Source organism: Chitinophaga ginsengisegetis (assembly GCF_900168065.1).
GTDB lineage: Bacteria > Bacteroidota > Bacteroidia > Chitinophagales > Chitinophagaceae > Chitinophaga > Chitinophaga ginsengisegetis.
This window is the reverse complement of record NZ_FUZZ01000005.1, coordinates 379,307-392,328: the sequence shown is the minus strand read 5'-3', so window position 1 is coordinate 392,328 and position 13,022 is coordinate 379,307. Positions and strand designations below refer to the sequence as shown.

Below are 13,022 nucleotides of genomic sequence, written 5' to 3'. Positions count from 1 at the left end.
AAGCCTTTTGTCTTTCTCAGGATTAAAACGATTAAGATGATTACGCTGATTTTATCTTCTCAAAAACCTGGTTGGAAAAATAAATTTCCTGCAAAGGAAAATAAAATCAGCGTAATCATCCTAATGAACTTATTCCTGCGGAGCATAAGCACGGGAAACGTTTACTTCTGCTGTATTCCCCGCGAATAATTCCTTTATACGATTTGTAACGTTTGAAAGATCTGTTGTGGTGAGATTAGATCCACTCGGCAGGCACAGTCCATTATTAAACAGGTTTTCTGAAACACCGTTTACATATGCAGGCGCGTGTTCAAAAACCGGCTGCATGTGCATGGGTTTCCATAATGGCCTGGACTCAATATTTTCTTTCTCGAGTGCAAGGCGCACCGTTTCACGGGTAATGCCATTGCTCAGCACCGGGTCAATCAGGATAGTGGAAAGCCAGCGGTTACTGAAAAAACCGGTTGGTTCCGCTACCAGCGTAACACCTGGCAGATCTGACAACTGCTCAACATAATGCTGGTAGTTGGCTCTTCTCTGGGACACTCTCACGTCCAGCACTTCCATTTGTCCGCGGCCGATAGCAGCGCAAACATTGCTCATCCGGTAGTTGTAACCGATGTGCGTGTGTTCATAATGCGGAGCAGGATCACGGGCCTGTGTAGCCAGGAAGCGGGCTTTGCTGATGGCCGCTTCATCATTGCCTATCAGGGCGCCGCCACCGCTGGTGGTGATGATCTTATTGCCGTTAAAACTAAGAATCCCCAGCTTGCCGATGCTGCCGCATGGCTGTCCGTGATATAGCGAACCCAATGCTTCCGCCGCATCTTCAATTACCGGGATTTCATAGCGGTTGGCTATTTCCATGATTTCATTCATTTGTGCCGGCATGCCGTACAAATGAACAGGGATAATGGCTTTAGGCTTCTTACCTTTTGCAATCCTGTCTTTCACGGCCTGCTCCAGCAGCACCGGGTCCATATTCCAGGTACTGGTTTCACTGTCAACAAAAACAGGCGTTGCGCCCAGGTAAGCAATTGGGTTGGCTGACGCAGAGAAGGTCATGCTCTGGCAAATCACTTCATCGCCTGCACCCACACCTGCCAATATCAGGGCAAGGTGCAGCGCGCCTGTTCCGGACGACAAAGCCGCGGCATATGCAGTATGCGTATAGTCTGCAAGATCTTTTTCAAATCCATCCACATAGGCGCCTAAAGGGGCGATCCAGTTGGAATCAAATACGTCTTTCACATACACCTGTTCATTTGATCCCATATGAGGCGACGATAACCATATTTTTTTGTTCATGACGATAATTTTTTTGCGTTTATCTTTTACGTGCGGGGTTTCCCACCGCTACACTATGATCAGGAATATCTTTGGTAACTACAGCGCCGGCGCCGATCACGGCCCATTTGCCAATAGTAATACCAGGAATAACTACAGCGCCGGCGCCAACATGTGCGCCTTCCCCCACCCTTACATTTCCACATAAGGCTACGTTAGGGGAAATGTGAACGAAATCTTCAAGCACACAATCATGATCTACCGAAGCATTGGTGTTGATGATGCAATGCCTGCCAATCAGCACGTCGACATTAATGGTAGCACCGGCCATCACCACTGTTCCTTCTGCGATCATGGCAGTAACGGAGATATTGGCCCGCGGATGCAGGGCCATTCCGAAGCGGCCCGGCAGTTGTTCTGAAATGGTTTTCCGGGTTGAATTTTTACCTATGGAGATAATAATTTCCGGAGATGATAATGCGGGCGAATACGCTGTTACCGGGTACTGCCAGATCTGCTTTATATCCGGGTTGCTATCAAACAAACCGTCCACAGGGATTCCCCGGGATTGTAATATTTCGATAATCACTTTAGCGTGTCCGCCTGCGCCGAATAAATACATATCTGCTTATTTTAATTATTTCATCCATTACCCATGAAACGCTCCATAGTAGCTGCACCGGCCGCGTTAATCCCTTCTGACTTAATTACTTTCTGTACGGTCATCCAGGCTATTTTTATATCAAGGGCCAAACTGATATTATCTACATACCAAACATCGTATTCAAATTTCTGCTCCCAGCTGATGGCATTCCGGCCATTTACCTGCGCCCAGCCTGTGATACCGGGACGTACTTCATGACGGCGGTGCTGCGTGGCGTTGTATAACGGGAGATAGTCTACCAGCAAAGGCCGCGGGCCTATCAGGCTCATATCTCCTTTCAGTACATTGATCAGCTGGGGAATTTCATCGAGCGATGTTTTCCTGACAAATTTCCCCACGGGTGTGAGCCGGATTTCATCCGGCAGGAGCCGGCCATCCGCACCTTTCCGGTCGTTCATGGTTTTAAACTTGATGACACGGAATACGCGGCCATTCTTTCCCGGCCTGGGCTGCAGAAAGAAAGGCTTACCATTATTGGCGATGGTCAGTAATACGATCAGCACTGCCATCACCGGTGATAGTAATACCAGTGCCAGCAGCGCCGCGGAAATGTCCACGAGTGGTTTAAATAGATTCCTGTACCAATGCATCGGTTGCTTTTATTTCTTTTGTTACTTTTTGCCTGATATAATTCAGATAGCGGAGGGCCAGTACCTGCCGGTCGAAATTTTGTTTGGCGTACTGAAAGCCGCTCTCACCTTCACGTTGCAGGCGCTGCGGGTCCTGCAGGTAGCTGCGGATCGTAGTGTTATAGGCCGCGGTGTTTTCCGGCTCCACATAACAACCCGCTCCGGCTGTTTCCACCAGCTCTCTTGATACGCCGTCGATGGCCATCAGGATAGGCTTTTTGCAGGCCATGTAGTCAAAGGTTTTATTGGAGTAAACCGTTTTAAATGTGTCTACTCTTTTCAATACCGAAGCGCCCATTTCAGACGCGAGGATATATTTGAATACTTCTGCCTTTGGTACTGCATCCAGGAAACGCACGTTCGTTACCTCTCTTTCGGCGACCAGTTGCTGCAGCCTGGGCTTCTCCATTCCCTGTCCTATCAGCAGGAATAACACCGGCGTATCTTCCAGCGCTTTGCCCGCATCCAGGATCTGTTCCAGGTGATTCGCCACGCCATGTGCTCCCACATAAGTGATCACAAATTTTCCGTCCAGCTGATGTTCCCGGCGGAAAGCCTCACTGTCAAAGGATTGCAGCAGGTGATCCGACAAGGAAAAATCTGCTGCATTGGGAATGAAGATCAGTTTCTGTTCCGGCACTTTTTTCTTATCCCGGAGCGTATTATAAAACGCAGGCGTTAATACATTGATCAGGTCTGCTTTCCGGTAAATAAAATCTTCTACCCAATAGGCCAGTTTAATGACGAGCTTATTTTTCAGAACGCCGGTATCAATGGCCGATTCCGGCCAGAGATCGCGCACTTCAAATATCAGCGGCATCCGTTTCAACCTGGACAACAGGTAGCCGGAGAAGCCCACAAATAAAGGCGGAGAGGTAACCACTACTACATCGAACTTACCTTTCACCTTGAAGAGGCCGGCCCAGAGGGAGGAAAACATGAAAGAGAAATATCCCCACAGCCTGCCGAGAAAGTTAGTGTTATAAGACTCCGACACATGACAACGCCATACGGTAACGGCGCCCTGTTGTTTCTTTACAAAGTATTTCCCTTTGTACTCCTCTCTTTTTGCGGAACCGTTGTAATGCATCATGCCACCCAGCACCGTCACTTCTGCGCCCTGATCTGTCCAGGACTTCGTGATTTCATTCCACCGCGAGCCACCCGGATCATCTTCTTCTAAAAAATATTGGTGTACTAATAAAATTTTCATGGATATTAAATTATGATCTCAGTAATAATGGTATCAGCATCCGAAGTAAATATGATGCTGCTGTTTTCTTCCTTCACGCCATAGAGAGATGAATACATGCCCGGCTTACACAGCGGCTGCAAAATGGCGCCACTGCTGTCTTCCGCTCTGGTAATTAATTTCTCCGGTGTGCTGGTATGCCACAACTGCCGCATCACCAGGTAAGGAGGTTTGTGCTGGATATGATCTTTTACAATCCATACCGGCGCGTTCTTTTTCTTCCGTACCTGGCGGATGTGGACAATATCTGGCCCCACATGCTGAAATCCGCTTATGGCGCCTTCCCAGATATATTCATCCGTAGTTTCGTATAGTCTTGCGCGTGAACACTGCGACCAGTTATACCAGATAAATCGCGGCCCTTTCAACATCTGGTCGTAGTTATCCAGCATAACGGTGTTATGCGAAGCGGTGCCCATGAAGTAACGCAGGGTTTCTTCATCGGTATTATATTTATAGCTGCCTGCATCCATCAGCAGGTTTTCGTTTTTATACCAGATATCCAGGTGCAGGTTATCCGCCTGCGAGGGTCTGTCCCGGTGATTTCCGCAACGCAGGAAGGTGAGCGTTTCCATCTCCCGGCAGATAAAATATCCACCTTCGGGAAACGAATACAGCATCTGATCTTTTTCCAGCACCGTGGTTTCATATGCGGCCGGCTGCAATCCGTACCAGTAAAGGTCTTCACTGATTTCCGGGAACTCCGCATCCATTTGCAGCAGCGTGGCAAGCGCCTGTAGCTGCGGACGGTAGTCGCGGTAATGCTCATTATTAAGACGGAAGAACAGTGCGCCGTCGTTGGCCCCATAGTTCGGTAACCAGCCGTTGCCATCGTTCATGCATACACGCAGAAAGCGCAGCGACTTAGCCGCTTTTTCTTTCACATGCGGCGCAAAGGATTCCCCGTTGAGCGCCGACAACCGCAATGCCCAGGTAAACAGCTGGATCACTACCCGGTGATAGTTCATGGAAAACTGCAGGAAGGTGCCATCGTCATATACCTGGTAAGCAATTTCTTCTTCAAACCACTTCCGCCCCTGCTCTTTCCAGGTAGCGGCACCGGGCAATGTTGGATACAACAATCCGCCGAGGTATAATGCCAGCGTTTCCGTGATCGCGTGATTGTTACGTACAGCGATCCGCGAAAAATTGATGTTATGAAATACATGATGCAGTTGCCAGTAAATAGCGTACTGGATCTGGTCAAAAACTTCTTCTGTGAGTGCAGGCGAGTGCCGGTAGTAATATAAGGCAAAGGTCCAGTTCAGCACCCGCAAACTTATTTCCTGGCTGCATTTGTAATGCGGACCACTGTTTACTTTATTGGCGCTGATCCACGACAGGATATCACCAAACACCAGTGCGGCATTGTCTTTTCCGAAGTGATGATCATACCGGATAATATCGTACAGGTAAGCGAAACGGGCTTTCTCCCATACATACTTGATATCGCCGGCTTCTGCTGAATAATCGTTTACTTCCGTCCAGTGCTGTTCTCCATTATACATGAATCCCGAATCCGGGTTTTTCATCCAGGGGAAATCTTTGCCGAGCGATAAAGTAGCGCCGTTGAAAAAAGTGAGCTTTCCTCCTTTGATCTGTTTAAAGCGCTCTGCCAGCGCCGGTTCCGGCTTCCGTACAGCAGTCACTTCTTCCCTGCTCTGGAAAAAGAACACCACTGGTTGTTTTTTCCACTCTTCCAATGACAGATAACGCTGAAATGCAGGCGCCTGGGGAAAGCGCTTTTTGAGGCGCCCGGTTCTGCGGTTCAACTCGTGAACAGAACGGAATGCCACATAGCGCCAACCCATATTCCTCACTACCTTCAATCCATTTATTACTGTATTCAAACTACTCATACCACTTCTGTCTGTTGCTGTTTTACAGCAAATATTTGTGTTAAATGTTCGGTAATCCTTTCTGATGTTTTGCCGTCCCATAAAGCAGGGATGGAACCTTTCTTCCACTGGCCTGCAAATAATTTCTGCATAGCCGGCGCCAATGCCTTGGGATCAGTGCCCAGTAATTCGTTGGTACCGGTGAGACATGTTTCCGGTCTTTCTGTAGAATCCCTTAATGTCATGCAGGGAACGCCCATTACAGTGGTTTCCTCTGTAATGCCGCCGGAGTCGGTGATAACGGCTTTTGCATTTTCCACGAGGTAATTAAACTCCAGGTATCCCAGTGGTTCTACCAGGTGCAAACGCGGATGTGCCACTGCAATCTTTTCCAGGTTCTTAGCGGTACGAGGGTGTACCGGGAAGATGACCGGCAATTGCTGGCTATGAATCATAATTTCATTGATCAGTAAAGCGAGGTTTTCTTCTTCATCTACATTCGCCGGACGGTGCAGGGTCATTACCAGGTACTGCTGCGGCTGCAATCCTGCCTGTTGCCAGATAGCGGGCGGTGTAAAGCGGCTCCGCTGTTTCAGCAGGGTATCAATCATGGTATTTCCTACAAAGAGGATCTGTTCCGGTGACTTACCTTCTTTCTGAAGATTTGTATTTGCAATTACCGAGGTGGTAAAGAAGTAATCGGTGATAGAGTCTGTTACCAGGCGGTTAATTTCTTCCGGCATAGTAATATCACCGGAACGGATGCCTGCTTCCACATGCGCTACTTTTATTTTCATTTTCTTGGCTACAATGGCGCAGGCAAGGGTAGAGGTAACGTCGCCTACCACCAGCAACAGATCGCATGGGTGCGCCGTCAGTTCTTTTTCAAAGCGGATCATGATATTCGCCGTTTGTTCCGCCTGGGTACCGCCACCTGATTCCAGGTTTGCATCCGGTTCAGGAATACCCAGCTGCTCAAAAAACGACTGGCTCATGTTTTTGTCGTAATGCTGCCCGGTATGCACCAGGCGGTAACTGATGTTATAACCCTCCTTCCGCTTTTCCTGAACGGCAGCGATGATAGGAGCTATTTTCATAAAATTAGGGCGCGCACCCGCGATGATGGTTAACTTCATATCGATATGGTTTTAATATGGTTTATCCCTGCGGTCCCGGAGGTGCAGGGGATTTTTCAATCTGGTTTTTCGTTTATGCGTGCGGGATACTTCGTTTACCCGGCACGTTTATTATGCTACTACTTTTTTATACAGTTGTAGTAATTCCTCTCCCCCATTGCTTAAGGTGTGACGGTTGTATACGGTGTTATCATGCCGCATTTTACCGATCGCGTCTGCAATATCCCATTCGTTCAATGCCACCAGCTGTGTGCCGGCAGGCCGGTTCACCACATCAGTAGCCAGCACCTGTTTGCCAAGAAACAGGGCTTCTTTCACTGATAAAGAATCGCCATCTGTAGTAGTGATCCTTAAAAACACATCCGACCTTTTCAGGATCTCGAAGAATGGATGTGGTTCACTGATCAATAAAACATTGGCGGGTATTTCAAGTCCCTGTTGCTGCAGGAAAGATTTATAGCGACCAGAAGCGTCTGAAATCACCAGCGCATCGTCCTTCATTTTCCGGAAAATATTCACCAGCAGTGTTACCTGGTAGGTTTCATTGCCGGCCTTATCAATAGAAACAGTAGATGCATTGGTAGCATATATTCCTGCATATTTCGCCCGCATGCCGGCCACGGCGGCCTGGATTGACGCTGTTAGCTCTTCCGGCTGCTGTGGCGGAATAAATGCGCCGATCATCTGTGTCCGTTTATTCCACTTCCTGCCTTTTTCAAAGCTTTTCTGGTTCAGTACAATAGGCATATAAGCGATCCTGAATGCAAGCTGATCCAGCAGGTTGTACAAAGCATTGTGCCTGCCGAGGTTTCCGTGCAAAGTAAAGAGCATCCTCTTACCAAATATTGTACCCAACAACACAAAGCAGCAGCGGACTACCGGGTGATAAATATGAAAATGAATGAACCGGTGCTGCCTGATCTGCTTTAAAATATCACCTTTGGTACTTCTCCGGAAATCGGTAAACGTATACTCATATCCGTTATTATTCAGGTATTGTAATAGTCTTTGTATATGGATGGTCACACCACCAATAGGCGGCGGCGTGGTAGCCAGTATTAATAATTTTGAGCGTTGCTTCATTCCAGTTCTTTTATAAGTTGAGTCCTTGCCTGATCGCCTGTTTGCGGGTTGTCCGCATCGCCTAACACCCGGTTACATATTTTCATGGCCGCAGCCTTACCATACTTTTTAGCATAGGCATTCAGCAGCATATAATCTTCCACGCCCATCTTAAAAGCCTCCCATCTCCTGCTGGAAATCACCTGGCTGCCATTATCGTATACTACGGCAAAGTCGGCCGATTTGCCATCAAAATCATCCCAGAGTGAGGTGGCGCCCGCCTCGTGTCCCGCATCTGCATACTGCCAGAACCCGATACCGGTAACGTCATCTGCATACGCCTTCCAGGCCATTAAGCGATAGTAGCCGTAGGGCGACAATGACTTGGTAGGTTTCTTTGTATCGTATAGCCATACCTGTTGGGCCGATAAACGTTGCTGGCGGTAAGCTCTCAGCACATTGCCGTTATCGTATAGCTGGAAAATATCCACCTGCCCGGATAAGCCATTTAATACCGTGGCATTGGACACTGTAGCAAACAGTTTTGCATTTTTCCTGACCGACTTCACCCATGTGGCAAACTGCCTGTACACCGGTAACTGCGCCGGTTTAATTTCGTCAAAAGGATAGAGGTAAATATTGGATGCCGCAATGCCCTGTTGCTGCAAGGCAGCTACCATCGCATCATACCACGTTAAAAAAGATTGCTTCCAGGTGTCGGATAAAAAGTCGTCCTTCTTCCCGGAAAAATCAAGGAAGAGTAACACATTCTGAAATCCTTTTACATACGACAGGTTATTACGGAGCTTTTCATTTTTAGCCAGTTCTATATTGGGCAGCAAAATACCCGGATGAAACACAAAGGTATTTACATAGTGCGCCAGCAAATCCTGCCGGGCGCTTTCTTCGCGTCCTTTAAAGAAGGTATCATTAAAGTAAGGCCATACATTTACATCGGGTTTGTATTGCCGGTAGGCAGATAAAGCGCCGTTGCCGGCAGTAACGGTAAGCGTCCTGCTGGTGTTGCCTGCACTCAATGTAAGTTTACCCGCGCCGCTTTGCGTTGCCACCGCCTTTACCAGCAACAGCCCCGACTCATTTTTGGCAAGGTTCATTGTTTCCCCGCTCTTTATTTCCATGAGTGCATCGGGCACCACTTTAAAATCGCGGCTTTTCACCGGCTTCGCCCAGTACACCTGGTAACGGACAGCTGGTGTGGAGGCCGTAAAAGCAACCTTCACACCGGTAGCCGCCGCTGTATTATTGATTAAGGAAAAAGCCGCATATTCAGAAACACCGGGCAGGGTTTGGATCGCAATATCCCCGCCGGCTGTTTGACCGGAACCCGCCAAACCGGAAGCCAGCGGCGTTAATGTTACACCACTTCCGCCGGCAGGCGCCATACTTTTGGCAACCGGTGCATCCCCGCCCGCGCCTTCTGCCGAGAAACGTTTATTGATAGTAGCGGTACGCTGCTCCTTTACAAATCCTTCCATCGCAGAAGAAGCCACCATCATTGATTTTTTGCCGGCGGCCTGCTTACCTGTGAACACCTGTATTTCATCTGTAAAAAAGTAACTGCCATTGGGAACTACTATCAGCCGTATATACTTTCCCGTTATACCAATGTTCCGGAGCGATAATGGCACAATGCGGTAGTACTCATCTTTTACGGACGACTGCCCCATCATATCACCTGCAAATGACCAGTTCTGCTGATCATTGCTTACAAACGCCAATACGCTCAGGGGCAGCGTTACCTGGGCTTTTTGCCCCGTTACGGTATTGAGGTTAATACCCGTTACCGGTACCGGCTGCGGCAAGGTAATATCAATGGTAATTTTACCGGTGTTTTGCCAGCCCAATGTTCCGGGATCTTTCCAGAAAGAATTACCGGTAGTATATTTTCCGTCAGATAAAGAGCTTACCTGGCTTTGATCTTTCGTAAGACTATAATTTGGTGCAGGCGTTACCTTGCATTGCCACCTGGAGATGGCCTGCTGGGAAACAGCGGGAAACTGTATCGCCAGTATCATGCAAAAAAGGAAAAATACTGATCTCACCATAGCAAAAAAATTTGTCACTTAATCAACGCATAAACAAATACCAACCCAAAGTAAAACAGGAGCGATGCTGCGATGAGCTGCTTCCGCTTTACTTTATCCAGTGATAAAAATCCACCTGCAAAAACAACATATATAACCGGGTATACCGACATAATCCTTCTCGTATCCGCATTGGAGCTGGCCCCGAGGATCAGCAGCGCTGCAATGATGAACAGGAAACGTAATTCCCTGATCTTAAAGAGTGGATTACGCGGTTTAATAATAGCCGTATAAATAATAACGCCCCAAACCACAAACCAGAAAAGGGCCGCCAATGCCCAGGGAATGAAGAAGGGGTTTTCTTCCAGCACTGCATAAAAAGGAAACGGCAACGTTTGGGAAAACAATCCCACCACCACGTGCCGCACACCAAAAGGCAGTTTCAGCAGCAGGCTGCCAAATGAACCTAACCCTGCGTTTGACATGGAAGAGTCCAGGTAATTTTCACTGGTACTCTGAATAGTGTTGAAGCCCTGCTGCAGGTAAACCACCTGCGTTAACGCCGGTAATGCCAGCAGGATTAAGATGGGTATTTTAAATTTATTGAGTGTTTTGTTATTCTTGTCTGTTACCAGCAGATAGATATACGCCATTAAGAACGAGGCGCTGAAAAAGCCATGCTCCGGCCGGAATAAATAGATCAGTACCGTAAGCAGGATGCCATAAAAAATACCTGCCAGTCCCTGCCTGTTAATGATCAGCAGGAAGTACAAGCCAAACAGCAAACCGATGTGTACATCTCTCAGGTAAACAGCAGAAAAGAAAAAGTTATAAGACAGGAAAGCATATACAACCGTAAACTTTATGCTGAGTTCACGATTGATATAAGTTGATAAGATGCTGAACAGGATCACGGGGATCAGCGCCGAGCAGAACACGATCTGTAATTTCTGCAATACCAGCGTATTATTATCAATGCCTTTGGCCAGGAAGCCCAGCACGCTGGAAAACCAGGCGAAGCCCTTCCAGTCGGCCGAGAAGAAGTCATCCCGGTAATATGCTGTAATATCGCCCAACGTCCGCATCGATGCTACTTTATCGATGTAGGTATAAAACGTTACCGAATCCTTTGCATAGAAAATATCCCGGAAAGGGTCCTGGATATAGATAGCATTCGTTACCAGCATAAAGATACCATACACCAGGAAAAACGAGAGGAAAAGCCGCATCCCTGTTTGCCTGCGGGCCGGTTCTTTAAACATGGCGGTTATAATCAGCATGCCGGTACCCAGCAGGATCATATTAAACAGGAAAGTGGCTACACTCACTGATACAATACCAGCAATACAAGCGAATATAAAATTCAGCAGGAGCAGTAAATTGGTATTGGCATTGCTATTCCTCATTCCTATCAGATATTAATAATTTTGCCGGCCATCGTTACATTTGAAAACTCCGACAGGGCCCGTGTATAAGCAGTGGTTTGCAACCTGTTTCTCAAATCTGCATCTTTCAGAACAGTCACCACTTTATTGATAATTTCTTCTTTTGATACCGGATCTACCAGGTAGCCGGTTACATCATTTACCACCGCTTCGTTGGTTCCTCCCCGGTTACCTGCAATGGCTGTTTTGCCGCAGGCTGCCGCTTCGAGGTATACCAATCCGAAAGATTCATAAAACTGGCTGGGAAGAATAAAGAGATCGCAGACGGCGAAATAATCGGAGAGTATTTCGCGGGCAACGCCCCCGGTAAACAATACATGTTTTTCCAGTTTCAGTTCCTTTACCTGTTGTTGTAATGCAGGGAGATAAGCACCGCTGCCTGCAATAATGCAAAGCAGATCCGGCACAGCAGCTACTATTCCGGGCAGGCTTTCAATGACCAGTTCCTGTCCTTTCTCTTTTACCAGGCGGGAGGCGCTGAAAAGCACAGGGCGATCAGGATCTATGCCCAGCCGGGCTTTGATAGCGCTTACCTGCTGCGGGGTACGCTGATGGAAAATATCCGTATCAATTCCATGACGGATCAGCAGCAGCTTTTCTTTGAGTGCAGTTTTTGTCCACAACTCATATTCGGCTTCACTAACCACTACTATTTTCTTCTGTTGTTGCAGGAAGTTCAGCATCCGCCGCTGCATGCCGAAAGCGCGCAGCAGGAAGGAAGGCTTTTCAAAGAAGCTGGCCTTTTCGCTGCCATGCAGCACCGACAAGGAGCGGGCCGACAAGTCCTTTAATGCCGGGTGGAACAGGGCGCCCATTTTTTTTGCACGGGCGTCGCTGAAAATGATGGTATCAAACGACTGCTCCTTTACTATCTTCTTCAGCTGACGGAAGAACAGGTAAAAGTGAACATATTTCTTTTCGGGGATAGTATAACAGTGAATGCCATACGTTTTTTCAAATGATGCCAGGAAGGCTTCATTACGCGGCGTTTTATAGGTGAGCAGGCTCACCTGGTGCCCGTTTTTCACCAGTCCTATGGCCAGGTCGTGTGCATACACGCCCGCGCCACCGATGATAGGCGGAAATTCGTAAGATATGATTAAAACATTTTTCATAGACCCCATTCGTTACAGATATACCCCTCTACATCCTTTCCCTCGTAAATCACTGCGGGGTTACCCATCACCAGCGAGTTAGCAGGAATATCCCTGTTTACATATGCTCCCGGTGCTATCATCACATTATCTCCGATATTAATTTTACCTACAATTATTGCATTCGAACCAATCCACACCCGGTTGCCTACCACCGGCACGCCCATAAGGCGGCCACGGCTCGACTGCCCTATCACTACGCCGGGCGAAAGATTTACATTGTTTCCCAGTTGCGCATTCCCATTGATAACAATCGTGCCGAAATGCCCGATATACAATCCATAACCCACTTTGGTGGTATGTGGTATCTGGAATCCATACTTATAAGAATAATGCCGGAGTATTAACCGCAGCAAAATTCTGAATGGCGCCGCAGCCCCTTTATGCAGCCTGAAAAAAAACATGTAACGGAATCCTTCTATTAAAAAGAAAGCCTTTACAAAGCTTTTTGCATCTGTTTTCCCGTGATACCGGTGTAAATCTGATTTAATCAATTGCCTGACTCTCATA

The 13,022-nt window shown here is 47.7% G+C and carries 11 protein-coding genes; all 11 read right to left on the bottom strand.

Annotated features, from left to right (window positions below; genetic code table 11):
- Window positions 1-129: 129 nt before the first annotated feature.
- Window positions 130-1,308 (bottom strand): aminotransferase class I/II-fold pyridoxal phosphate-dependent enzyme, encoded by a 1,179-nt coding sequence (locus B5Z18_RS27755; RefSeq protein WP_079472813.1) that lies wholly within the window; start codon window positions 1,306-1,308, stop codon window positions 130-132.
- Window positions 1,309-1,327: 19 nt separating this feature from the next.
- Window positions 1,328-1,909 (bottom strand): acetyltransferase, encoded by a 582-nt coding sequence (locus B5Z18_RS27750; protein WP_079472812.1) that lies wholly within the window; start codon window positions 1,907-1,909, stop codon window positions 1,328-1,330.
- Window positions 1,910-1,929: 20 nt separating this feature from the next.
- The gene (locus B5Z18_RS27745; protein WP_079472811.1) at window positions 1,930-2,541 is read right to left on the bottom strand and encodes a sugar transferase; all 612 of its coding nucleotides are present in this window, start codon (window positions 2,539-2,541) and stop codon (window positions 1,930-1,932) included.
- Entirely contained in the window at window positions 2,516-3,793 is a 1,278-nt protein-coding gene (locus B5Z18_RS27740) for a glycosyltransferase family 4 protein (protein WP_079472810.1), read from the bottom strand. The genes B5Z18_RS27745 and B5Z18_RS27740 overlap by 26 nt, the downstream gene beginning before the upstream one ends.
- Window positions 3,794-3,798: 5 nt before the next feature.
- Window positions 3,799-5,691 (bottom strand): heparinase II/III domain-containing protein, encoded by a 1,893-nt coding sequence (locus tag B5Z18_RS27735; protein WP_079472809.1) that lies wholly within the window; start codon window positions 5,689-5,691, stop codon window positions 3,799-3,801.
- Window positions 5,688-6,806 (bottom strand): non-hydrolyzing UDP-N-acetylglucosamine 2-epimerase, encoded by a 1,119-nt coding sequence (gene wecB / locus B5Z18_RS27730; RefSeq protein ID WP_079472808.1) that lies wholly within the window; start codon window positions 6,804-6,806, stop codon window positions 5,688-5,690. The genes B5Z18_RS27735 and wecB overlap by 4 nt, the downstream gene beginning before the upstream one ends.
- 111 nt (window positions 6,807-6,917) lie before the next feature.
- Window positions 6,918-7,889, bottom strand: a complete 972-nt coding sequence (locus B5Z18_RS27725; protein ID WP_079472807.1) for a glycosyltransferase — start codon at window positions 7,887-7,889, stop codon at window positions 6,918-6,920.
- Window positions 7,886-9,934: a hypothetical protein gene (locus tag B5Z18_RS27720; RefSeq protein WP_079472806.1), complete on the bottom strand. Its 2,049-nt coding sequence runs from the start codon at window positions 9,932-9,934 to the stop codon at window positions 7,886-7,888. The genes B5Z18_RS27725 and B5Z18_RS27720 overlap by 4 nt, the downstream gene beginning before the upstream one ends.
- Before the next feature lie 14 nt (window positions 9,935-9,948).
- Window positions 9,949-11,319: a hypothetical protein gene (locus tag B5Z18_RS27715; protein ID WP_079472805.1), complete on the bottom strand. Its 1,371-nt coding sequence runs from the start codon at window positions 11,317-11,319 to the stop codon at window positions 9,949-9,951.
- Between the two features lie 5 nt (window positions 11,320-11,324).
- Window positions 11,325-12,473: a glycosyltransferase family 4 protein gene (locus tag B5Z18_RS27710; protein ID WP_159454454.1), complete on the bottom strand. Its 1,149-nt coding sequence runs from the start codon at window positions 12,471-12,473 to the stop codon at window positions 11,325-11,327.
- On the bottom strand, window positions 12,470-13,021 hold the full coding sequence (locus B5Z18_RS27705; protein ID WP_079472803.1) for a serine O-acetyltransferase: 552 nt from the start codon (window positions 13,019-13,021) through the stop codon (window positions 12,470-12,472). The genes B5Z18_RS27710 and B5Z18_RS27705 overlap by 4 nt, the downstream gene beginning before the upstream one ends.
- Between the last annotated feature and the right edge of the window lies 1 nt (window position 13,022).

Bases quoted from the DNA above. Each gene is read 5' to 3' on its own strand.
- B5Z18_RS27755 (WP_079472813.1), bottom strand. From the start codon at position 1,308: ATGAACAAAAAAATATGGTTATCGTCGCCTCATATGGGATCAAATGAA.
- B5Z18_RS27750 (WP_079472812.1), bottom strand. From the start codon at position 1,909: ATGTATTTATTCGGCGCAGGCGGACACGCTAAAGTGATTATCGAAATA.
- B5Z18_RS27745 (WP_079472811.1), bottom strand. From the start codon at position 2,541: ATGCATTGGTACAGGAATCTATTTAAACCACTCGTGGACATTTCCGCG.
- B5Z18_RS27740 (WP_079472810.1), bottom strand. From the start codon at position 3,793: ATGAAAATTTTATTAGTACACCAATATTTTTTAGAAGAAGATGATCCG.
- B5Z18_RS27735 (WP_079472809.1), bottom strand. From the start codon at position 5,691: ATGAGTAGTTTGAATACAGTAATAAATGGATTGAAGGTAGTGAGGAAT.
- wecB (WP_079472808.1), bottom strand. From the start codon at position 6,806: ATGAAGTTAACCATCATCGCGGGTGCGCGCCCTAATTTTATGAAAATA.
- B5Z18_RS27725 (WP_079472807.1), bottom strand. From the start codon at position 7,889: ATGAAGCAACGCTCAAAATTATTAATACTGGCTACCACGCCGCCGCCT.
- B5Z18_RS27720 (WP_079472806.1), bottom strand. From the start codon at position 9,934: ATGGTGAGATCAGTATTTTTCCTTTTTTGCATGATACTGGCGATACAG.
- B5Z18_RS27715 (WP_079472805.1), bottom strand. From the start codon at position 11,319: ATGAGGAATAGCAATGCCAATACCAATTTACTGCTCCTGCTGAATTTT.
- B5Z18_RS27710 (WP_159454454.1), bottom strand. From the start codon at position 12,473: ATGAAAAATGTTTTAATCATATCTTACGAATTTCCGCCTATCATCGGT.
- B5Z18_RS27705 (WP_079472803.1), bottom strand. From the start codon at position 13,021: ATGAGAGTCAGGCAATTGATTAAATCAGATTTACACCGGTATCACGGG.